Annotated in this window: 14 protein-coding genes; 7 read left to right on the top strand and 7 right to left on the bottom strand. The window is 54.3% G+C overall.

Translation table 11 applies throughout. The features are described 5' to 3' along the window. Positions 1 to 112: 112 nt before the first annotated feature. A complete protein-coding gene (locus tag AC2FF7_RS17620) occupies positions 113 to 2,005 on the top strand; it encodes a DEAD/DEAH box helicase (protein WP_480869894.1) in 1,893 nt (630 codons plus the stop codon). Between the two features lie 57 nt (positions 2,006 to 2,062). Here AC2FF7_RS17620 and AC2FF7_RS17615 read toward each other — a convergent pair whose 3' ends face one another. The 6 genes from AC2FF7_RS17615 to AC2FF7_RS17590 all read right to left on the bottom strand — a co-directional run bounded on the left by AC2FF7_RS17615 (position 2,063) and on the right by AC2FF7_RS17590 (position 7,873). Further along, a complete protein-coding gene (locus AC2FF7_RS17615; protein WP_480869896.1) occupies positions 2,063 to 3,343 on the bottom strand; it encodes a TRAP transporter large permease in 1,281 nt (426 codons plus the stop codon). Continuing rightward, entirely contained in the window at positions 3,334 to 3,876 is a 543-nt protein-coding gene (locus tag AC2FF7_RS17610) for a TRAP transporter small permease (protein ID WP_480482295.1), read from the bottom strand. The genes AC2FF7_RS17615 and AC2FF7_RS17610 overlap by 10 nt, the downstream gene beginning before the upstream one ends. A 57-nt stretch (positions 3,877 to 3,933) precedes the next feature. Then, a complete protein-coding gene (locus AC2FF7_RS17605; RefSeq protein ID WP_480869899.1) occupies positions 3,934 to 4,908 on the bottom strand; it encodes a sialic acid TRAP transporter substrate-binding protein SiaP in 975 nt (324 codons plus the stop codon). Positions 4,909 to 4,975: 67 nt separating this feature from the next. Further along, complete coding sequence (locus tag AC2FF7_RS17600; RefSeq protein WP_496906052.1) at positions 4,976 to 6,265, bottom strand: L-fuconate dehydratase; 1,290 nt, start codon at positions 6,263 to 6,265, stop codon at positions 4,976 to 4,978. Next, positions 6,262 to 7,107 (bottom strand): fumarylacetoacetate hydrolase family protein, encoded by an 846-nt coding sequence (locus tag AC2FF7_RS17595; protein ID WP_496906051.1) that lies wholly within the window; start codon positions 7,105 to 7,107, stop codon positions 6,262 to 6,264. Before AC2FF7_RS17595 ends, AC2FF7_RS17600 begins: the two co-directional genes overlap by 4 nt. A 16-nt stretch (positions 7,108 to 7,123) precedes the next feature. Continuing rightward, positions 7,124 to 7,873 (bottom strand): SDR family oxidoreductase, encoded by a 750-nt coding sequence (locus AC2FF7_RS17590; protein ID WP_496906050.1) that lies wholly within the window; start codon positions 7,871 to 7,873, stop codon positions 7,124 to 7,126. A 276-nt stretch (positions 7,874 to 8,149) separates the two neighbouring features. Between AC2FF7_RS17590 and AC2FF7_RS17585 the strand changes: the two genes are divergently transcribed. The 3 genes from AC2FF7_RS17585 to AC2FF7_RS17575 all read left to right on the top strand — a co-directional run bounded on the left by AC2FF7_RS17585 (position 8,150) and on the right by AC2FF7_RS17575 (position 13,816). Further along, complete coding sequence (locus AC2FF7_RS17585; protein WP_496906049.1) at positions 8,150 to 8,920, top strand: IclR family transcriptional regulator; 771 nt, start codon at positions 8,150 to 8,152, stop codon at positions 8,918 to 8,920. Between the two features lie 205 nt (positions 8,921 to 9,125). Next, entirely contained in the window at positions 9,126 to 12,206 is a 3,081-nt protein-coding gene (locus tag AC2FF7_RS17580; protein ID WP_496906048.1) for a response regulator, read from the top strand. Next, positions 12,203 to 13,816, top strand: a complete 1,614-nt coding sequence (locus tag AC2FF7_RS17575) for an adenylate/guanylate cyclase domain-containing protein (RefSeq protein WP_496906047.1) — start codon at positions 12,203 to 12,205, stop codon at positions 13,814 to 13,816. The genes AC2FF7_RS17580 and AC2FF7_RS17575 overlap by 4 nt, the downstream gene beginning before the upstream one ends. An 11-nt stretch (positions 13,817 to 13,827) precedes the next feature. Here the strand turns inward: AC2FF7_RS17575 and AC2FF7_RS17570 are convergent, their stop codons facing one another. Then, positions 13,828 to 14,196 (bottom strand): response regulator, encoded by a 369-nt coding sequence (locus AC2FF7_RS17570; protein WP_170355278.1) that lies wholly within the window; start codon positions 14,194 to 14,196, stop codon positions 13,828 to 13,830. A 492-nt stretch (positions 14,197 to 14,688) separates the two neighbouring features. On the opposite strand from AC2FF7_RS17570, the gene AC2FF7_RS17565 reads away from it, so the two are divergent. The 3 genes from AC2FF7_RS17565 (at position 14,689) to AC2FF7_RS17555 (ending at position 22,658) form a co-directional block, all read left to right on the top strand. After that, entirely contained in the window at positions 14,689 to 16,173 is a 1,485-nt protein-coding gene (locus tag AC2FF7_RS17565) for a hypothetical protein (RefSeq protein ID WP_496906046.1), read from the top strand. 255 nt (positions 16,174 to 16,428) lie between these two features. Continuing rightward, positions 16,429 to 18,864: a hypothetical protein gene (locus tag AC2FF7_RS17560; protein WP_496906045.1), complete on the top strand. Its 2,436-nt coding sequence runs from the start codon at positions 16,429 to 16,431 to the stop codon at positions 18,862 to 18,864. A 14-nt stretch (positions 18,865 to 18,878) separates the two neighbouring features. Beyond that, entirely contained in the window at positions 18,879 to 22,658 is a 3,780-nt protein-coding gene (locus tag AC2FF7_RS17555; RefSeq protein ID WP_496906044.1) for a hypothetical protein, read from the top strand. Positions 22,659 to 22,776 lie beyond the last annotated feature (118 nt).

Here is a 22,776-nt window from a genome sequence, read left to right as displayed (position 1 = left end):
CACGTTTTCCGCTCTATACATCCTCAGCTTCTGTCGGTATGAGCAGCGCTTCGATTATGATCCGTGTGTTGGACGCTCTGAGGGTGACAGCATCACCCAGGAAAGCTGAACCATGAAACAAACGCTCGAAACTGCGCTGAAGCGCAAGGGATACGACACTCTGACCCCCGTCCAACAGGCCGTCACCGCGCCCGAACTGCAGATGCGGGATATGTTGGTATCGGCACAGACCGGATCGGGTAAAACCATCGGATTCGGTTTGGCGATTGCCCCAACCATTCTGGGCGATGCACAGGCGTTTGACACAGCGGATACGCCCCTGGCATTGGTCATCGCACCGACCCGAGAACTTGCAATGCAGGTTAAGCGAGAGCTGGGGTGGCTTTACGCAGATGCCGGTGCCTACATCACATCCTGCGTTGGCGGCATGGATATGCGGGATGAACGCCGGGCCCTGTCTCGAGGCGCGCATATCGTTGTGGCGACACCGGGGCGCTTGCGGGACCACATCATGCGCGGCTCGATAGATCTAACGAACGTCCGCGCCGTAGTTCTGGACGAAGCCGACGAGATGCTGGACCTCGGGTTCCGTGAAGATCTGGAGTTCATTCTCGAGCAAACCCCAATCGACCGTCAGACCCTTTTGTTCTCCGCGACCGTGCCGCGCGCCATCGTTAGCCTGGCAACACGATACCAACAAGACGCTCAGCGTGTCAGCACCGTCAGCGAGCGTACACAACACGCCGATATCGAATACAAAGCCATGAGCGTCGCCCCACGCGACGGCGAAAACGCCATCATTAACGTGCTGCGGTATCACGAAGCCCCCAACGCAATCGTCTTTTGCAACACGCGTGCCATGGTCAGCCGTCTGACCGCCAGATTGTCGAACCGCGGATTCCCCGTAGTCGCGCTGTCAGGCGAGTTGACACAGAGTGAGCGGTCCAATGCCCTGCAAGCCATGCGGGACGGACGCGCCCGTGTTTGTGTCGCCACAGATGTTGCCGCGCGCGGGATTGATCTGCCGAACTTGGATCTGGTGATCCATGCTGAACTGCCAAACAGTCATGAAACCCTATTGCATCGCTCTGGCCGGACCGGGCGCGCGGGCCGCAAAGGCGTCAGCGCACTGATCGTGCCCCCGGCTTCATTTAAAAAGGCTCAGCGTCTGCTCAAATTCGCCAAGCTGACGGCTGAATGGGGCGCCGCACCCTCCGCCGAAGAGGTGAATGCACAAGACCTGCAGAGAATGTTCAACTCAGATGACTGGCAATTGGACATCTCCGACTCTGAACGTAACTCCGTGGATGAATTGCTGTCGAAGTTCTCACCAGAACAACTTGCCGCGGCTTATGTCCGTCAATACGCGCGACAACATTCTGCGCCCGAGGAACTAAACGAAGTCAAAGAACCTGGACCCAAACCAAGTGTTCCGTTCGGCCCGAGCGTCTGGTTTGCAGTGTCCGAGGGACGCAACGAAAACGCGTCTCCAAGATACCTGCTGCCGATGATCTGCAAAGCGGGCAACATTACCAAATCGGACGTCGGAGCGATCCGCATCGCTGAGACCGAGACATATATCGAAATCCGCGAAAGCAGCGTTGCCGGTTTTCTGGAGGCCATCGGTCCCGAGATGACGATTGAGAGTACAAAGGCAATCGTTCAACTGGACGCCGCCCCCGATTTCCAGGCAGCAGGCAAACCCAGCTTCAAGCGAGGCGAAAAGAGCAAGAAGGAATTTGCCAAAACCGGCAAAAAGCCCCCGCGCAGTGTCGAGCCTAAACCAGCCAAGGCGTGGAAGAAGCCCGAGCGAAAGTCCCCTGACACGCCGAAAACCGACGCTAAACCCAAGCGCGACTCTGGCAAGGCTGGCGATCAGGCGGCCAAACCTCCGCGTCGCCCAAAAGGCCCGCCGCCACCAAAGGGCAAACCGAGCAGCAAGAAAAATCGCGCGCGCGCTGCAGCGGCAAAAGGCGGCAATGCGATGCCAAGGCGGTCCAAGTAAAGTTCGAGCCGGCAATCAATGACCGGCTCGAAACTTGCTCAAACGCCTGAACGCTCCTTACGAGCCGTACAAAAGGTTCGGTAACCACAGAACCAGCGAAGGTACGAAGGTCAGTAACAGCAAGACCGCCAACAACGGCACCAGAAACGGTAACGTGGCGCGGACGCATTGTTCGAATGGCACCTTCGAGACGCGCGACAGCACGAACAACACCATGCCCACCGGCGGGGTCAGCAGACCCAGCATCAGGTTCAAGATTACGATGATGCCCAGATGCACCGGATCAATCCCGAACTGTGCCGCCACCGGCATCAGCACCGGCACGAGGATCGAAATCGCCGCGATGGTCTCCATGAACAGGCCCACGACCAGCACAACCGCCATGATCAACAGCAGCACAACGGCCTTGCTGTCGGTAAATGACAGCACAAATTCTGCGAAATGCGTGGCGACCTGATTGGCGGTCAGGATCCATGCGAACACCGAGGCCGCGCCAACGATCATCATGATCGCAGCCGTCGTCTCAATGGTTTCCAGCGAGATCACCGCCAGCTTGCGCGGAGTCAGGGTGCGATAGACGATGGTGCCCAGAAACAGCGCATAGGCGGCAGCCCCGATAGCGGCCTCTGTCGGAGTGAACGCCCCCGAGACGATGCCGCCCACAATGATGACCGGGGTCATCAGCGGAAGGAACGCGGCCCGAAACCGGGTGGCGATGACCGAGGGGCTAAAGCTGACATCACGCGGGTAGTTGCGTGTGCGTGACATCCACCAGATCATCGCCGATAACGCCGCTGCCATCAACAACCCTGGAACAATCCCGGCCACAAACAGCTTGCCAATCGACACCGACGCCATGACGCCAAAGATCACCAGCGGCAAGGACGGCGGGATGATCGGCCCGATAGTCGACGAAGCGGCAGTGACCCCGACGCTGAAATCGTCATCATAGCCTGCCTCACGCATGGCCTTGATCTCGATCGCACCCAGTCCGCCAGCGTCGGCCACGGCAGCGCCAGACATGCCCGCAAAGATGATGCTGGCGCCCACATTCACGTGGCCCAGACCGCCATGCATCCAGCCGACGATGGCGCGCGCAAATCCGAAGATCCGCGCGGTGATCCCGGCCGAGTTCATCAATGCGCCCGCGAGGATAAAGAAAGGAATGGCAAGCAGCGGGAAGCTGTCCATGCCATTGACCATGTTATGCATCAACAGAACCGGTGGCAGGCCAGAATACAGAATGTAAGCAAACGAGGACAGCGCGAGCGAGAAAGCGATCGGCACCCGCAGCAGCATCAGGCCGAACAGCGATACGAACAGAATAGTCAGACCCATTTGTCTTCACCTTTTGCAATCTGCTTCAAACGCGAGACAATCTGCCAACCGACGACGCACAGGTTTGCCCCGGCTAAGGCCATGACGCATGCGTGCAGGTAGTATTTCGGGAAAGGCAATGAGACCATTTGCTGGAACGATGTCCTCTGGATCAGCTCCCACGCGGACCACATGATCACGGCAAACAAAACGAAGGTTGCCGCCAGCGCAAAGATATGGACCCAACGCAGGCGGAACCCATAGTATTTGTCGACAAATTCCAAAACGATGTGGCTGCCGACAACCTGACACCGGATCGCCCCGGCAAAGCCCAGAAGGATCAGCAGATATCGCGCGGCCTCTTCCGTCCACGCGACTGAATCGTTCAGCACATAGCGCGTGAAAAACTGCAAAAAGACCACGCCAAACAGCAACCCGAACAGGGCCAGTAGACCGTAGTCTCCGATTGTGATGCGGAAATTCTGGAAATGAGCGTCGTCTTCGGCGGCCAGTGCGTCAAAGTCGATCTCGGGCGGGGTTTCGGTCTGGGTCATTCGGGGCCACCTTGTGCGGTCAGAATGCGCCCGGCGCGAGGCCGGGCACAGTCTAGATTAGTCCTGGATTGCCTGAAGACGTTCGAACGTCTCAGCATCCCAAGGCACGTCATTGCCCGTCAACAGCGGCGCGACGGCGGCCATGAAAGGTGCGCGATCCACCTCGTTCACGGTAACACCCTGTTCACGGAACCAATCAGCCAGTTCAGCCTCTGACTGAACAATTTCATCCGATGTGCTCGAGGCCGCTTCGGCCAATGCGTCAAGCAGCGCCTGCCCGTCATCGCCCATCTTGCCCAGCGTCACAGGTGACACCACAACCGCAAGCGAGTTGGTGATATGTCCGGTCAGGTTGATGTTCGACTGCACCTCGTAGAACTTTTTGAACTGGATGGTGGGCAGCGGGTTTTCCTGTGCGTCTACAACACCTTGCTGTAGGGCCAGATAAACTTCGGCAAAGGCCATGGGTGTCGGGTTTGCGCCGGTGGCCTTGGGGAACATCTGATAGGCAGGCGCGTTCGGGGTACGGATTTTCAGCCCGTCCATATCTGCGGGCGCCAGGATCGGCTTGTTCGAGGTCACGTGACGCGCGCCGTAATAGGTCATTGCCGCGACGGTATTGCCCGAAATGTTCTTGTATTCTGCTGCCATTTCATTGAACAGATCCGAGTTCACATAGGCTCGCCAGTGATCATAGGACCGCATTGTGAACGGATAGTCCGAGATGCTGATCGGGCCATAGGACTGACCCAGAAAAGCCACGCCGGTATAGATCGCGTCAACCGTACCCAGCGACAGCGCCTCGTTCAGCGCGGCCTCTTTGCCCAATTGCGAAGCCGGGAAGACCTCCATCTTGTAGCGCCCGTCGGTCTTTTCTTCCAACAGCTCGGCCGCACGTACAGCTGCTGCGTGATAAGGCGTCGAAGCCTCATAGACGTGGCCAAACCGCAGGGTCTCTTGTGCCAGGCCAGCCGTTGCGCAAAGCGCAAAAATACAGGCGGCCCCAAAGGCCGTTTTTCCAAAGTTAAACATTTAGGGTAGTTCCTCCAGGTTGATTTAAGATGCCCGCCGGTTTCTTCAGCCCGGTCAGGCGGTTGTTTCATTCCGCCGCCAGTTCCTCTGAAAAGCGGAAGTCTTCGATGGTTTCGGGTTTTATTTCGATCGAGAACCCTGGCTTTTCCGGCGCCATATAGGCCCCGTTCCTCACCACACAGGGATCGACGAAATGCTCGTGCAGGTGATCGACATATTCGATCCGCTTGCTGTCTTTCTCACCCGAGATCGCGATGTAGTCGATCATGGACATATGCTGGACGTATTCACACAAACCCACGCCCCCGGCATGGGGCCAGACGGGCAAGTTGTATTTCGCGGCCATCAGCATGACGGCCAGAACCTCGTTCAGCCCGCCCATCCGGCAGCTGTCGATCTGAACAATGTCGATCGCGCCTTCCTTGATGAACTGTTTGAAGATGATGCGGTTCTGGCACATCTCGCCCGTCGCCACCTTGACCGGCGCGACCCCTTCGCGGATCGCCTTGTGGCCAGATACATCATCGGGGCTGGTGGGTTCTTCGATGAAGTACGGGCGCGCAAAGGACAGGGCCTTGACCCAGTCGATGGCCTGATCCACTTCCCATACCTGATTGGCATCGATCATGATGTTCATGTCTTCGCCCAGAACCTCTCGCGCGATGGTCAGGCGGCGGATATCGTCGTCAAGGTCGCGGCCCACCTTGAATTTGGTGTGAGTAAAACCTGCGTCCTTGGCCTCCTGACACAGGCGGCGCAGCTTGTCGTCAGGATAGCCCAGCCAACCAGCCGAAGTCGTGTAGCAGGGATAGCCTTCAGCTTTCAACTTGGCGATGCGGTCGGCCTTGCCCGGCGCGGCAGCGCGCAGCATGGCCAGCGCTTCGTCCGAGGTGATCGCATCGGTCAGATAGCGAAAATCGATCAGGCGCACGATCTCTTCGGGGGACATGTCGCCCACCAGCTGCCAGACGGGTTTCCCCGCCTCTTTGGCCCACAAATCCCACGCGGCATTCACCACCGCGCCAGTCGCCAGATGGATCGCACCCTTGTCCGGCCCGATCCAGCGCAGCTGACTGTCCCCGGTGATATGACGCCAGAAGCGGCCCATATCTTCGGTGATCCAATCCAATTCCAAACCCTTGACCAACGCGCCAAGCGCTTTTATCGCGGCCACGCAGATCTCATTGCCGCGCCCAATGGTGAACGTGAGGCCGTGGCCCTCATGCGCACCATCCGTTTCCAGCACCACATACGCGGCGGAATAGTCGGGATCGGGGTTCATCGCATCCGATCCGTCCAGACTGTCCGAGGTCGGAAAGCGCAAGTCTTCGGTTCGGATGCCGGTGATGCGGGTCATGCGCTGGCCTTTACATCCTGCCGCTGCACGCCCAGTCCCTCGATCCCCAGCTCCATCTTGTCGCCGGGTTTCAGATAGGTTTGCGGGTCTTGCCCCATGCCCACGCCCGGAGGCGTCCCGGTCGAGATCACATCCCCCGGCTGCAGCGACATGAATTGCGACAGATGCGAGATCACCGTGGCAACGCCGAAATGCATCGTCTTGGTCGAACCGTCCTGATAGCGGTGCCCGTTGACCTCAAGATACATCGGCAGGTTTTGCGGGTCCGCGACCTCATCGCGGGTCACCAGCCAGGGTCCAATGGGGCCAAACGTGTCCGCCGACTTGCCCTTGACCCATTGCCCCGAGCGGTGCAGCTGAAAGTCACGCTCGGACAGATCGTTGACCACGCAATAGCCCGCCACATGGTCCAGCGCGTCCTCTTCCGAGACGTATTTGGCCTCTTTTCCGATCACCACGCCCAGCTCGACTTCCCAGTCGGTCTTGACCGAGTTGCGGGGGATTTCAACCGTGTCATTGGGGCCGATAATGGCGGATGTGGCCTTGAAGAAAATCACCGGCTCGGCGGGCAGATCCATGCCCGATTCCGCCGCGTGATCGGCATAGTTGAGGCCAATGCAAATGAACTTGCCAACCTGGCCCACACACGCGCCGATGCGCGGGTCGCCCTCGACCAGCGGCAAGGTTGCAGGGTTGATCGCGCGCAGACGTGCGAGGCAGTCATCACTCAGCGCGGCGCCTGCGATATCACCGACTTCGCCCGACAAATCACGGATCGCCCCGTTTCCGTCCATCAGTCCCGGCTTTTCTTGACCCGTGGGTCCGTAGCGCAGCAGTTTCATCTAAGTCTCTCCTTGCTCACACAGTCCAGCCGCCGTCGATGGCGAAAGTCTGCCCTGTAGTAAATCCGCTTTCATCGCTGGCCAGATAGGTCGCCAGTGCTGCAATCTCGTCTGCATGGCCAATCCGGCCCATAGGTTGCCGCGCGACGAAATCCTTCAACGCCTGATCGTAATCACCCATCGCGCGCAGGCGATCGTGCAAGCTGGGGCTGTCTACGGTGCCGGGGCAAATCGCGTTGCAACGAATGCCGTCTGTAATGAAGTCCGACGCGATTGATTTGGTCAGCCCGATCACTGCGGCTTTGGACGCACAGTAGGAAAACCTGTTTGGCACCCCTTTGATCGAAGACGCCACCGACGACATGTTAACGATTGAACCACCGCCCCTGGCAACCATTCCGGGGATAACCAGCTTGGCCAGCCGGAACATTGCCTTGACGTTCAGATCAAAACTGAAATCCCATTGCGCGTCGTCGCATTCCAGAATGTTTCCGGAGCCCACAAATCCAGCACAGTTGAACAGAATATCCACTTCACCCGCAGATGCGATTGCTTCGGCCACCGCGACAGCATCCGTTACATCCAGTTTGACCACCGAGACGCGTTCGACAGCCGCAAGTTCGGCCAGCGTATCCTCGTTTATGTCGCAAGCAATAACTTCAGCGTCTTCGGCCACGTATTGTTCAACACTTGCGCGGCCGATCCCCTGCCCCGCCGCAGTAACAAGCGCTTTTTTTCCGGCCAGGCGGCCTTTTCTTGGCTTCATTTTCCTCGGTCCCAAAATTTTAGTCATGCAACAAGGCACATTCCCCAAAACGCGCAATTGCTTAGCCAACTCTTAGCCATATGGCTTCTAACCTCATTGGGTCAGCAATATTTCGCAATCTCAGGCTTGGCAGGCGCCGGGCCTCCTAAAACTCCGACGCGCTTGATTCCTCCACCTCTGTTCATATTTAAATCATGTATTTACTAATAAATCCCCATTGACATTTTGCAGTCGGCAAAACGATGCTTTATGCATTCGCCCTAGGAGGAAGACGTGGTGGAACAAACCGAAAAGTATCGTGCGCCAGCACTCGAAAAAGGCATTGATATTATTGAGCTTTTGTCGCTCCACGGGGATGGACTGACACAAGGTGATATCGCCCGCGCTCTAGATCGGTCGCAAAGCGAAATCTACCGAATGCTGTCCACCCTGGTCCGGCGCGGTTACGTCATTCGTTCCAAAGACGACGACCTGTATTCGTTGAGCCTAAAGATGTTTGCGCTGTCGCAACGCCACCCACCGGTCGAGCGGTTGTTGGAAGTTGCCACACCCAAAATGCGCGTTACGACCCGACGCGCCTGGCAGTCCTGCCACCTGAGTATGGAAAGCAATGGTGACATCGTTGTGGTGGCCTCGGTTGCGGCACCAGGTGACTGGGTGTTCTCGTTGCGCGTGGGTACTGTCGTGGGGTTGGGCAACACTGGGACAGGTCGGGTCATGGCCGCCTTTCGCACCGATCAACAGATTGAGGCTCTTCTGGACATCCACCGGCTGGCGCGAGGCGAACCACAAATTGACCGGGGCGAGTTCATGGAACATGTCGCCCGCATCAGAGAAGTTGGCTACGAAAGGATGCCATCCGCAACTGCAGTCGGTGTTACCAATCTAGCCTATCCTGTTTTCGATCATGAAGGCACCGCTATTTGCGCCATTAACTGCCCGTATGTCGAACGCATCGATCAGTTGGACGTACCTTCGATAGACGAGGTGCATCAGCAATTCCTCGACTTGTCTAAAGAGCTTTCGACCTATTACTCGGGCCGTTGAATAGTAACGCATACCGCCAAATTCCCCTGCCGCCGGTCCTACGCCGCCAAGCCACAGCGACAGCCTCGGACGTTCCGCCCGCATCAGAACAAAGCGAAATCAACCTTGTTTTGCTTTCCGACTTCCGTTCAACTGTTTTCGAGTTTGGAAACCTGAAGAACAGTGTTTCGGTGATGCGCTGATCTCGCCAAATGGAGAGCGCGACATGAATCAGTCCAAAAGCCGTCATGAACATCAATCAGACGCTGCCAGACAAGCCATGTTGGAAGAGATTGCGTCCATAGTTGAAAGAACACCTGATCCCGATCACCTTCTTTTTCAAGTCGCACTCAAGCTGAAGACCTTGTTGGTCATGGACGAATGCGCGTTCGCTTTGCTCAGTCCGGGTGGTGATTTCTATTTGGAAGGCACTACCGCACAAGCCAACAAGGATTGGGTTGTCTGGAGCTCTGAGCAAATCCCAATCGCCGAAGACTTTATCGGCAACGCGCTGACTTCCGGTAACCGACAAGTACACTTTGCTTCACCAGAGCGAGATAGCGCACATGACAGCAAGACCTCCGTCGCCACGATGGTGTTGCCTGTCAAATCTCTTGGACGAGTTATTGGCGCCATCCTACTTCAAGGCGAGCGGGCGACCGAATTCAGTGAGACCGACACGAACGTCGCACACAGCGCTGCGATCCTTTGTGCAACGGCGTTTCTTGACCGACAATTACGTGTTTCGCGACCAGATCAACAACTGGACGGACTCGTCGATGCCATAAACACAATTCCAGAAGGTTTCGCTCTGTACGATTCCGAAGACCGGTTGGTGCTTGCGAACAAGACCTATCGAAAAATGCTGTATCCAGGGCATGAAGATCTGGTCAAACCAGGTATGAGCTTTGAACAGGTTGTTCGAAAAGCTCTTTCGCTCAATGTGATTGCTGATGCGGTCGGGCGCGAAGAAGAATGGCTGGTGCAGCGCTTGAAACGCCATGCCAATCCCGAAGGCACCCAGATGCAAAGCCGAACATCCGGGGGGTGGATAAAAATAAGCGAACGCAAAACCCGCGACAACGCCACAGTCGCGATTTACAGCGACGTGTCCGAGTTGAAAAAAGTCGAAGCACGCAATGCCGAGCTGGCACAGATACCCGAGGAAAACCCCAACCCGGTGATGTGCATCAGTAGCGATGGTACTTTGATATACGCCAACAGAGCCAGCAAGCCGATGTTGGACGCGCTGAGCCTGAAAGTGGGAACGAAGGTTGGCTCGGATTGGATGCAGCGTGTTGAATTGGGCCTGCGAGAAAATGAACGGCAAGACTTTGAATACCAAGCAGGCGGCATGGTCTATACCTTGCTGCTCTGGCCGGTTCCCGACGCTGAACACGTCAATCTGTATGGCCGGGATGTCACGCAACTGAAGCAAGCCGAAAACCGGATGCGAGAATTGGCTCGTATCCCGGAAGAAAATCCAAATCCTGTACTGCGCATCAGCAGTCAGGGTCAGTTAATCTATGCAAACAAAGCAAGCGCCCCCTTGATCAACGCATTGCAACTAAAAGTCGGGGATCGCGTAGGGACCGGCTGGCGCAAACGCGTTAGCAAGGGTTTGCAATATGATGAACGACAAGATTTCGAGTATGAAGCGGGCGGCCTCATCTATTCCCTTCTGCTGTGGCCCATTGCGGAAGGCGGGTACGCAAACATTTATGGCCGTGACATAACCACCCAAAAGCAAGCGGAACGTGAGTTGCGTGTGGCCCGAGACATCGCGGAAACTGCCAACAAGACCAAAAGCACCTTTCTTGCAAATATGAGCCACGAGCTTCGCACGCCGCTGAACGCGATTATCGGCTATAGCGAATTGATGCTGGAAGAAGCCATAGACCAGAATGACGAAGCAAACCTGAGCGATCTTCGTAAGATTCAGTCGGCTGGCAAACACTTGCTCGCATTAATCAACGACATCCTTGATTTGTCCAAAATCGAAGCTGGGAAGATGGAATTCAATCTCGAATCCTTCGACGTCGCCCAGATGGTCAATGATGTCGGCACAACTATGCAACCGCTGGCCGAAAAAAACCGAAATACGCTGAAAATTCAATGCTCCGAAGGCATAGGTGACATGGTCTGCGACCTGACCAAGATACGTCAGGCGCTTCTCAATCTGTTGTCCAATGCTTGCAAATTCACCGAGAACGGAGACGTCGTGCTGTCGGTTACACCGTCGAGCGAGGCTGATTTAATCGAGTTTTCAGTTATTGACCACGGGATCGGAATAACGCCAGAGCAAGTCGACCGGGTTTTTGAGGCATTCACCCAAGCGGACTCTTCTACGACACGAAACTATGGCGGGACTGGTTTGGGCTTGTCGATTACCAAGGTGTTCTGTGAACAGTTGGGGGGCGACGTTCATTGCACTAGCGCTTTGGGCGAAGGCTCCACTTTTACAATTAGACTGCCGCGCATCTGCCAAGATCCGTCAGTTGATCGGCTAAAGGTCTCGGACTTCTCCCAAAACGATCCGAACATTGATCCGAACGCTCCGCTTATCTTGCTGGTGGATGATGACCCTACTGTACATGACCTATTAGGTCGGCGACTGCATCGGGAAGGATACCGGGTTTTGGCTTCGACTAGGGGTGAGGAGGCTCTGGAGCTCGCTCGGACAGTGCGGCCAGATGCGATAACCCTGGATGTGTTCATGCCTGAGGTCGACGGCTGGGCGGTTCTTTCCAAACTGAAGGATGATCCCGAACTGGCTAATATCCCGGTTATCATGCTTACCTTTGCAGAAGACCGTCAACGGGGCTTGTCTTTGGGTGCTAGTGAATACCTCGCCAAGCCGATTGATACCATCGAACTTCTGAGCGCCCTAAAGGACCATTGCCCCAGTCAGCCGACGCCGAGCGTTCTGGTTGTCGAAGACGAAGCAGCGACCCGCGAATTCATCTCCCGCGTTCTTGAGAAGGAAGGCTGGAAGATAGATCAGGCTGTCAACGGGCTGGATGCGTTGCATCAGCTTTCGGAAGCAGTGCCCGATGTAATATTACTTGACCTCATGATGCCCGAAATGGACGGTTTCGAATTCCTTGCGAGGATGAGGAAGAATGATCAGTGGAAAGAGATACCCGTTGTTATCGTGACTGCTAAGACTCTGTCGAACGAAGATCGGAAACGTTTGAATGGTTCCGTTCAGACGCTGATCCGCAAGGATGGAGATGAAATCGAAACCATCTTGAATCAGTTGAATGAAATTCTGCCACGCTCAGCTTCACGGACATTTCGGTCGTGACCGACCGACCGGACACCAAAGCCCAACAAGCGCAAGCATTGTGGTTAGCGAATTTACGTCAGACGCTGATATCTCCGGTCAGCGTGATTGTCGGGCTTTGCGATATACTTGAGAACGAAGCTAGACGGATGGTCCCCGAGGATGCCGTATCCGACCTGAGCCGTATTTCCAGAGCGGCAACCGAATTGAACGCATTTGTCGATCAGCTGCTTCGTCCCGAAATGGCGATAAAGCTGACAATCAGCGGTGATGAAGGAATAAAACGACTGCGTCACGACTTGCGAACACCCATGAACGCAATCAAGGGCTATAGCGAAATGCTTCTGGAGGATTTGGAAGCACTGAACGCAGGTCAATTGAAACCCGACATTCTGGGCCTGCTTCAGCACACCGACGCTTTGCTGCAACATATCGACAGGCTGTCGGCTTTGTCCGACCATCAACCGAACGGGGGGTTTGGCCTTCCGGAAGCGTCCGACGACGCCGCCGAAATGTTCACAAAACTCACCCAGAGCATGCAGTCTACCCAACAAATTGCGGATACCGCCGGGCTGATCGGGCGCATCCTCGTTGTGGATGATCTTGAGGCAAACAGAAATCTTTTGGCTCGTCGGTTGGAACGGGACGGCCATGAAGTCAAAACCGCGGACGGAGGGCGAATAGCCCTGAAGATGATGGCGCAACACGCGTTCGATCTGGTTTTGCTTGATCTAATGATGCCCGATATTGACGGCTTCAATGTCTTGGCCCGGTTAAAGGATGATGACGCTTACCGCGATATTCCGGTCATAATGATCTCGGCCCTGGACCAACTCGAAAGCGTCGCGCGCTGCATCGAGGCCGGAGCCGAGGACTATTTGCCCAAACCGTTCAACCCCGTCCTACTGAAAGCCCGGATCAGCGCCGCCCTCGAAAAACGGCGTTGGCGGGACCGCGAACGCGAGTACCTTCGGCAAGTGGAATCGGAAAAACAAAAATATATGGAACTTCTCCACAGCATCCTGCCGCAGAAAATCGTGGCACGCATGAATGACGGTGAAACAATGATCGCCGATCGCCACAGTGAAGCAACTGTTCTGTTTTCGGACTTTGTTGGATTCACCGAGTTGTCGTCCAAACTGCCGCCTGCCCATGTGGTTCACAACCTCAACCGCGTTTTCTCAGACTTTGACGAAATCGCGTCAGAACTCGGCGTAGAGAAGATCAAAACAATCGGGGATGCGTATATGGCTGCCGCTGGCGTTCCGGATCATCGGGGTGACCATGCCGAAGTGGTCGTAGAAATGGCACTTCGCATGTTGGCAGCGGTCGAATTTCTGAACCATGAATTGGATCACCCCATGGATGTCAGAATTGGCATCCACAGCGGACCCGTGGTCGCTGGCATAATTGGATCACACCGATTTCTCTACGACGTTTGGGGCGACACAGTGAATATGGCTAGCCGTATGGAATCAACCGGTGCGCCAAACCGGGTTCAAGTTTCCGAAACAACAGCCAAACAGATCGAACACCGATTTGACCTTTCCGAACCTGCCGATATTCGTGTCAAAGGCAAAGGTCAGGTTCGTACGTTTTTCGTTATGCGGCGCAAACCTGCAGCGGGATAATTGTGCAGCCACTAGGACGCGGGCAACAGGTTTTCCATCTTTTCCAGTAAGCGGCTAAGTTCAACGGGCTTGGTATCGAAATCATCACAACCCGCGTCCAACGCTTTTTCCCTGTCGCTGGCCATTGCGTGAGCAGTCAACGCAACAACCGGGATCGAAGCTGTGTCTGAGTTGGCCTTGATGCGCCGTGTTGCCTCCCAGCCATCAATCTCAGGTAAGCTCATATCCATCAATATGATGTCCGGAGACTGGCTGCCCGCCATGGCAACGCCCTCTAACCCGTCTTTTGCAACCACGACTGCAAACCCTTTACGGGTCAATCTGCGCGATAGCATATCGCGGTTCATTTCATTGTCTTCCACCAGCAGAACTTTAACCAAAATCCACCCCCCCAATGCGCATCCGCGCGTTTTACATTTCAATCGGCTTAAATCGGGACAAAACGATGGTCGCAGCCCACCCTACCTCCGGCACAGCGTTCCCCGAAACGATCAGCTTATAATCTCGACAATATAGATGCATGCAACGACAATCTGGCCCGAATAGCCGTCATTGGGTCCGGTGCGATGGTTATTCGAAAAATCAAATAGCAACAGCTTGGAACAAGTATTGCGGTAGCCCGCGACCCCGTACGACACGGGCAACCCAAATTGATCACCTAGTCGCCACACCGAAAAATTATAAGCATACAAGCCAGATAGGTTTTTTGTCCTGCTGTTTGGAAACAACGTAAATCTCGTCGACGTAGGGGTGCGACGACAGATTCAGTCTGGATGCTTTGGGATTTTCGTGAACTGAAGGGCGCTGATGAAATCAGCAATTAAGTTGAATTTTGAAGTGATCTTTTGTCAAATCGTTACGTGGGGGAAGCCATGGCGATTGACAAGAAGAAAACAAAAGAACTCAAGGGGCATTTTGCGGCTGCTCGAAAGCGGGAACTGAACTTTGCGATCTGTCTGGGCAAGACGACTGAAAACCTAGTCTTCCTGGTCGATCGCATTTTGGCGCCCGACGCATTGACCAAACGCGCAAAAAGCGAAGGTGAAACACAAAAACTTTCCTCTGGCACAATGTGGTGCGACGGAAACACGCTTAACCTCCATTGCCAAAGTGACGTGGTCGCGCAACTGGCCAAGAAAACGAAAGAGTTCCTTAAACTGGCCGAGGCTCCGATGCGGGTTGAAGTCCTCGGTCCAGAAGACAAACCTGAAAAACCAGTGTTCAATACCGAGCCTGCTGCAGATGACGCCGACGATGATACTGCGCCGGACCCTGACGCAATTGAATGGAAGACGTTGAAGGACAATCTGGCCCCTGACGTAGCCGCGTTTCTGAAAGCCGGTGAAGGAGACGTGTCCAAAATTCGCACGGCCTGGGGTTATGCCCTGAGGATAGGCGATGAGGAAAATGACTATCCAGGGGCAATCAAGGTCGCAAAAAGGCTCAGGACCGCGCTGCAGGCCCCGGTTACCTCGGATGATGGACAAGACGCAAAACCTGTCGATCTCAACAAGAAGCGCTGGCAAATCGGATCCGAAAAATTCGCACCTGTTTTCAAGTCCGCTTTAAATGCGGGCCTTCTTGATCCCGACAAGGCCAACCCAATCTGGGACAAGGCCGAAGCAGCGGCGAAGGCAGGCAAATATTCCGATGCACTCAAGATCCTAAAAATCCTTTCCGATAAGATCACTGCCGCCAAAAAGGCAGGCATAAACACTGCCAAGCCGGAAACAACGAATGGGCCCGATCCAACATCCGAATTGCAGCGGGTTGCCAAATTATTGAAGTCGGCACTGGACGAAGGCACTCAAGGGCTTGAGAAAGCACTGCACACATTCGCGGCCTCCAAGGCCATGGTCGCGGGTGGCGATACAGCGGCGGCTCTTATCCAGCTTGAACAGGTCGAAAACGCCATCGCACAGGCAAAACGACCGGATGAACCTTCCGCAAAGCTGGCGCCTGAAACAGAAGGTAAAAAGGTCGCGGCCCGCATTCGCAACATCTGGGACGAAGCGCACCGGGATGTATCTGGCCAGATCGATAAATTGAGGCAAGAACTGTCTGCCTTTGACGACCCAAATTGCCAGACCCTGTCGGAAAGCGGTCTGACCGGTTTTTCTGAAAATCTGTTCGTGCAATTGAACGCAGCCTTCATCGAACTGGACCGCGCAAACGAAACGCGCCTGCCAGATGCGTTGGATACAGCAGAAAAAGCCTTTGACGACATGGCCAGCTTTTTGTCGAGCAATCCGGCAATCAAGTTGATCGACACGAATGATCTTGGGGTCTCCATGTCTTTGGGCGCGGTTCTGGGTGATGCGGTTACTAAGATGAAACACGTCCTGAGGGCAGGTTGATTTTCAAAACGGGGGGCGCGCATGCGCGGCGAAAAAGACGAAGATTGGCATGAGGCCAGAGCAAAGGATTTCGCAGCCAAACTGATGGCGGCATTGCGGCTGAAAGCCGTTGTAGTTCCAAACGCCGCCAATGTTGAGGAGCAAATCGCCGAGGCCTCCGAGGCGCTTTATTCCCTTGCGGATGACGGAACCGATTTCGAAAAATTCAAACGTGGGAATTTCACTTTCACAGACAAAGAGATTGACGCATTCGACTTGACGACGAATGAGGTCAAACTGCTGAAAGCCTGGCGTCACCCAATAGATTTTCGCGCACGTCAACAAGACGAAAAACAGCTCAAGAAGAAAATCAAGGCGCTCAATACTTCTATTGATCTTAAACTGAAAACCATCAGCGCGGATCTTGCGGAAGAAGACGATCGGTTCACAAGACGAGGCCAGCGGGTACTGAAACGTTCGGCGAAATTGGCAAAAAAATTGTCAGAAGCGGGTCGGTATAGCGATGCACAGGCCGTGTTGAATGGGCTTCTGTATCTTGAGACCTTGGAAAAGCTGGCATTGTCCAACGAAAAACCCGCAGCCGCTCCAGACGGAGAGCTTCAGGGCAATTCAGATGTGAAAGTCAATGTCGCCCAAGCCGTTGACGAGCGAAAATCAACCGAGGAATTGGCTGAAGAGGCGAAGGAAGATCAGCTTGAACACACAGCGCGCGACGCGCTGGCGACACTGAACTATCTCAAGGACATGCGCGCTGCCGCAGGACAGCTGAGCCGCAGGTATGCAAACGACAAGGCGCAAACCAAAACCAAGGCTTATAAAGCCCTGGTCGATTTTCAGAGCGCAACGAAGAGCTACAATCTGAAATGGAAAGACTCTGATGATGTCCTGAGCCACTTCGGCAACGATCCGTCGAAACTTAAACCCTGGCAAGATAAGGCGGCCAAGCATATCCACACCGGAGAAATCATCCTGAAAGCCGTTTTCCGAAAAAGCGCAGAATCGCATGAAAGCGCTGTCGGAAATTACCTCAGAGTGAAAGATCACGAGGTTCAGCAAAAAGAGGCCGACGCAACCGGACACGGCAATATCAAAACAGCGCGCGGGGTCTCGGGCTTGCCTCAGGATATCATGAAACCGTTGGCCGCCAAGCTCGAGGTGTTACAGATGCTGGCTGCTTCAGAGGAATTGGGTCAGGCCGACTTCCTTCTACTTCGAGATTTTGAAAACCAAATCTCCGAGGATCTTGATGTTCTGAAGAAGCATTCCGATAACTACAAGGCTTACGAGAAATGCGCAAAACGCTACGAAGCCCTTCTCGAACATCGGGTGATTAAGTATTCAGACTTTGCAAAAGAATATTTCCAGGATGAACTGGACCTGCAAAACCGTAACATCAAGGACCCGGAAAAGCTGGCTGAAGCCTTGAAACGATTGCAAAAACACGAAGATTTGCTGAAGGCTCGTATCAAATCCCTCGAATCCTATCGAACAGACTACAAAGACTTCAAAGATAAGTTCGACAAAGCCAAGAAGGATAAGACCAAGGCGTTCATCGCTCAGTTCAAGAAGACCCTCAAAGTGTTTTGCGAGAAGCTTTCGCAAAAGAACGGCGAAAACACCATCCGCGGCTTAAAGATTGACTCCGAGACGCAAAAATCCCTGGAACAGGCCGCCGACCGCGAAGACTATGCAGGTTTGTACGACAGGTTGTTCGACGGAATTTGGGGAGAAGTCGACATCGGTAAAAACAGCTCTGTTAAGAAAGCTGACCGAAAGTTGGATAAACTGACCGAACGTATGGACTGGAAGATAAACAGTCTGGTTCGAACCGAAAAAGCACTTTCCGGGCTGCCATCTGGGCAGCTGAGCGTGGATGAGCTGACTGACAAATTAAAACGCCAAGACGCCAGCGCTCTGGCTAGAACTATCTTGGACGTAAACAATTCAGGCGACCTTAACGACAACCTCAACAAGTCAGAAGCAAACTTTAAAGAAGCGCAAAAGACCCTGAAAAACTTCGTCAGCAAGGAAAAGAAAAAGCTGAAAGGGGCTGCACGCGACAGTTTCGAAAGCAATGAGGTTCTACTCAAGGCATTGAAAACACGCGCTAAAACCGCCGCAACCCCTGAAGACTTCGATGAATTAACGATTGAGGCTGAACGTCTGTTATCAGAAGCACGTGATTTCGCAGAAGCAAATGTGCCATTGAAGATGTCAAAAGATCAGAGCTCGAATGAAAAGTTCGCTTTGATTTTGCAACGTCTCCGTGACAGCCTTTCTCCTTTTTACGACGGGCTTGAGGCTTTTCACAGAGAGCATGTTCCGGCGGTCGCGAAGAAAGCCCGGAAGGTCAAAGATGAAGACCCGACCGCCAAAGCCTTTGTCAGTCTTTACGACGCGAATAAAAAGAATATTGGCACCGTGGCCGAACAGATCGAAGAACGGATGGACCTCGATGACAAATGTGGAGACCTGATAAAACGGTCCAAGGGTCTGGGCATGCCTGAACTGATCGCCCTGCGCGAAGAAGCCTTTACCGTGATCCGAAGAAATCGACGGTTCCTGGAAGAAACAATGATCGGCGGTCTGATCAAGACAAACCCGTTCGACAACGGCCGCCCTGTGCGCCGCCTGCTACATTTTCTGGAAAAGACCGAAGCCGACTTACTCGCCGAAGTTAAACAGACCTAAGCCAGGAGAGCGAAATGTCATTTGAAGCAGAACGTGTCTGGATGACGAAGGTCTTTGGCGACGGCGGCCAGTTGACTCAGAATCTTCAAGACGAAATCGACAATCTCATCGCGCGTGAAAAGGCTATTGAGGCGCTCAATTCCAGTGAGGACTTCGGAGAAACAAAACAAGCGCTGCGCGACGGTCTGCGTGAGTTGGGTCTTGTCGTCGAAAAAAAGAACCACAAACTTAACCAGGCGATGGCTCTTTCCAATCCAGTGTTGGGGGCTGCCTGGAACGCGGCAGACGTAAAATTCCCGAAGACCATTAAAGTACTGGCGCAAGTGGACGGAGACAAAATCCCGGTCGAAATCGAGGACAGTGAATGGGACAGTTTTGCGGATCGCGCGGGCGAGTTTGTAAGCCTCAAGAAAGGTGAGGAGACATTCGAATTCAAGTCCGAAGCGGCGGCCACCGCGATCCGCGAAATCTTTGACATGTTGCGGCCGCTGGTTGAAAAGTCGAACGAATTGGCGGCGATGGTCGACAAAAAAGGTGAACGCCTGTTCAGCGACCGAGATATCGAAAAAGAATTGTGGACACCGTTGGTTCGTGAAGGGGTTATTCCGTCAAACCTTGTGCCTGACAGTTTCTCGGAAGGTATGCAGGTGTTCAAGAATGCGGCCGCCGTCTACACCGAATTGATGGCCCGCGAAGAAGGTAAGGAGATGAAGGTGGCGGGGGTCGACAAGGCGCTCCGCCGTGGCAAGCTGCTGATGACGGCCGCCAATCTTGGGGCCAGTCAGGCGCTTCACTACGCCAATATCTCGATCACCGAAGCCAGTCGCGAGGATTTGGCGAAGTTCATCAACTTCAAGGAAGAAAACATTGCGCTGGATGAAGACCTCGACGTCGACGAGATGCCCGACGAGTACAATGACCTAGTGATAGAAGGTAAAACCGTCGCCGAGATCAAAGCATTGCCGAAAGCGGACAGACCCGAGATCACCGAAGCCGACCTGACCCAGGCTAAATACCTCAAGGACAATCCAAACGAGGAAATTCCCTATAAGGACTGGTTGGATAAGGAAGAAGCTTCGCTGTCCGAGCAAATCGAAGAAGAAAAAGACCCCAAAAAAGTCGAACAGCTTCGCAATGAAAAGGACGGGGTTCGATACGAGAAAAACCGCCTCAAGTTCGGTGGTTTAACAATTAACGACGAGAAAACTCTGGATGAACTCGCTGCAGACGACAAGAAAGTCACCCAGTTACAACTGACGCGCGCCGAATTCGAAGCGCAAAAGAAAGATGGTGTTAAGGACTACGACAAATGGCTGGACGCGCAGATCAAAAGTGCGGAAGGCGAGGAAAAAGAGAAATACGAAGCCGCGAAGCTGACACAGCAATACGGAAAGTTCGTCGCTCAGGACGCCGCACGCAAATGCGGAGCCGCAGCAGCCATTGGAGCGGTTGAGGCCGCTCAGGCCTATAGGGCGAAACAGGAAAAACGGCGCGATATTGGTATTCAACTGGCAGGTGCCTTTGCTGACTCGGTCGCGGCAGGCATCACTAGCGCAACCGAAGCAGAAGACCTGACCACGAACGCAGATACCCAGAACCGTCAACACAAAACCAAATTCGGGATATTGGCAGGCAAAGCGGGTTTGAAAGCGGTGTCCAAACTCACTCAGGTCGCCGAGGGCAGGAAAACCCTGAAAGACCCCCGCGAGCTTGTGGTCGGAGCCATCGCCGATATCTGCGACGCTGCGGGCGAGTCGATGTCAGCATCGGGAACCAAGGGCGACGACGGTGGCTGGGGCGACACCGGAAATGACAGCCGGGATGAGGCATCCTCCTGGGGCATGCTGGCCAAGGGAATGGGTCTTTCGGTTACAATGATCGACAAGATGGTAGCCGCCGCGCAGAAAGGCGACTGGGACGATTTCGCCAAACAAGTGCTTCTATTCACGACCTCTGGCCCGTTTACCGGAACAGCCGGGTTGATCGGCGACGCGGTCCGTGACGACAAGGATGCCGATGACATCGAGGCCGGCTGGGGTGGCCACGGCAGCGATGCAGATTTTGCCGTCACCGCCAGAATTGAAGAAGAACATGCTGAAGGCCAATCCGAATTCGGGATGAGCAAATACATGGCCACAGTCAACGACCAGCGCGACATTATGGAGGAAACAAGAGAACTTTCGAAACAGATGGCCGATGAGAGCTTTCGCAAGGACAAGGTCAAAGTTCAGAAGGCGTATCAAAAAATTAGGGACACGGCCAAAAGGCTGAACATCCCCGAGGATCAAAAGGACCTCAAGCTGTTCATGTCACTGGATCCGGGCAAACTTGACCCCGAAACGGTCGCAGTCGAGGTTTACAAAATGCTGACTGTTTGCGAACGCGCTACACATAATGATGTCCGCGCCGTCGCAGATATGAACTTGTCGAAAGAAGATGAAAATAAAATATTGGGTCAGATGGAGCTTTTGGGCGATCGTGTCGATAAGCTGCAGGATGATCCGGACGGGGACAACCCAGAAACCGAGGACGAAATCCGCGGTCTCTATGACGACATTTCGAAAACTCTACTCAAGGACCCGGGGTTCCGCGCTGTTATCGAAGCCGACATGGAGGAAGAAGACGCCTGGCTTGAAGACCTCAAAAAGCAGGCCGATTTGAAGCGTTTGGATAAATTCAATGCGGACCCCAAACTCTATCAGGAAGAGTATGAAAAGGCGATGTCAGCGGTCGAACAGCTGACACTTGAGGTGAAAAAGACCGAACAACGTATCAAGATTGCCGATCAGGCCAGTAAGGGGGCGACAGGTATTATGCTGGCTGCGGTACCCGCGGCCGGATTGATTGGTAAAATTCGAACTCTGGTCATGGATAGCGTTAAGCTGCACCGACGACGCAAATCCCTGTCCAAGTGGTCCCGCGAAATGAACGCGATCGCCGGAAGCTACAGCCCATATGAACCTGCTGTGGTTGGGGAACGCGATGCGCTGATCAAAGGCACCATACACGACGCTGCCGAAGTTGCTGCTGATATTGCTGGTGTCGGTGCAGAAGCTGCGCGTCTGGCCGATCAAACTCACGTCGGCGCGGCAGCTATGACCAGCATCGAAAAGATCGGAAAATTCCTGAACAAATTCTGGTTCGAGAAATACTCGCGGGATCGGATCAAAGAGGGATGGGAGTTGTTCCTGCTGGCCAGGGCAGAACCCAAAAACCGGAGGCTGGCCCGCCAGGCGATCAAGGTTAACACGACGCTGGGCAAGTGTGTGCTGGCTTATGGTGCTTGTATAGACGGTGACGCACAGGCGCGCCGGGCGTTGCAAAGCTGCGGGCTGACCCCCGAGGTGTTTGAAGACTCCGATGACGTATGTCAGGGTGTCGTCGAATATCTTCGCGCGGCATTGCAGGACAAGGAATTTGAGACCATCGGCTCAAACGCGGATGTCAGCTGGTTACCATGCGATATCGAAATGAATATCGAGTCCTGGTCAATGATCAAAGCCAGCGCGGTCAAATTGAAACCAGGATTAGACCCGAAATATTTCAAGACTGCCGAGATCAACGCGCTTTTGTTGGACTTCGAGATTCCAAAAAAAGGCGCATCGAAACAGGAACTGCGCGACGCGGCACGGATTGGAAGTGACCTGTCCAAGGCACTGGACAAATTCCGGCCGCTGGATACGCAAAAAAACCTTCACTCGCCGATGATCGTAGTCACACAGGAACTGAAACATAACGTGGATGTAGCGAACGATCGCATCATCGCGCGCGTTGCCAAAATCCCTGACGATTGACAGACAGCGGGAGATGCAGAACGCTGAAACAGACCGTTCGACGGTGTTGTCACGTTAACTTCCGACCCACCAAGGAATGCTGATGCCCGGACTTCAAGCAGCTCGAGTGGCGGCATTC

The organism is Ruegeria sp. YTSC325 (assembly GCF_059609525.1).
This window is presented reverse-complemented; position numbering and strand designations above follow the sequence as displayed.

What these genes read in the sequence shown, in the direction of transcription:
- AC2FF7_RS17600 (WP_496906052.1), bottom strand. Translation starts at nt 6,265, where the DNA reads ATGACCCGCATCACCGGCATCCGAACCGAAGACTTGCGCTTTCCGACC.
- AC2FF7_RS17595 (WP_496906051.1), bottom strand. Translation starts at nt 7,107, where the DNA reads ATGAAACTGCTGCGCTACGGACCCACGGGTCAAGAAAAGCCGGGACTG.
- AC2FF7_RS17615 (WP_480869896.1), bottom strand. Translation starts at nt 3,343, where the DNA reads ATGGGTCTGACTATTCTGTTCGTATCGCTGTTCGGCCTGATGCTGCTG.
- AC2FF7_RS17555 (WP_496906044.1), top strand. Translation starts at nt 18,879, where the DNA reads ATGTCATTTGAAGCAGAACGTGTCTGGATGACGAAGGTCTTTGGCGAC.
- AC2FF7_RS17605 (WP_480869899.1), bottom strand. Translation starts at nt 4,908, where the DNA reads ATGTTTAACTTTGGAAAAACGGCCTTTGGGGCCGCCTGTATTTTTGCG.
- AC2FF7_RS17590 (WP_496906050.1), bottom strand. Translation starts at nt 7,873, where the DNA reads ATGAAGCCAAGAAAAGGCCGCCTGGCCGGAAAAAAAGCGCTTGTTACT.
- AC2FF7_RS17580 (WP_496906048.1), top strand. Translation starts at nt 9,126, where the DNA reads ATGAATCAGTCCAAAAGCCGTCATGAACATCAATCAGACGCTGCCAGA.
- AC2FF7_RS17610 (WP_480482295.1), bottom strand. Translation starts at nt 3,876, where the DNA reads ATGACCCAGACCGAAACCCCGCCCGAGATCGACTTTGACGCACTGGCC.
- AC2FF7_RS17620 (WP_480869894.1), top strand. Translation starts at nt 113, where the DNA reads ATGAAACAAACGCTCGAAACTGCGCTGAAGCGCAAGGGATACGACACT.
- AC2FF7_RS17565 (WP_496906046.1), top strand. Translation starts at nt 14,689, where the DNA reads ATGGCGATTGACAAGAAGAAAACAAAAGAACTCAAGGGGCATTTTGCG.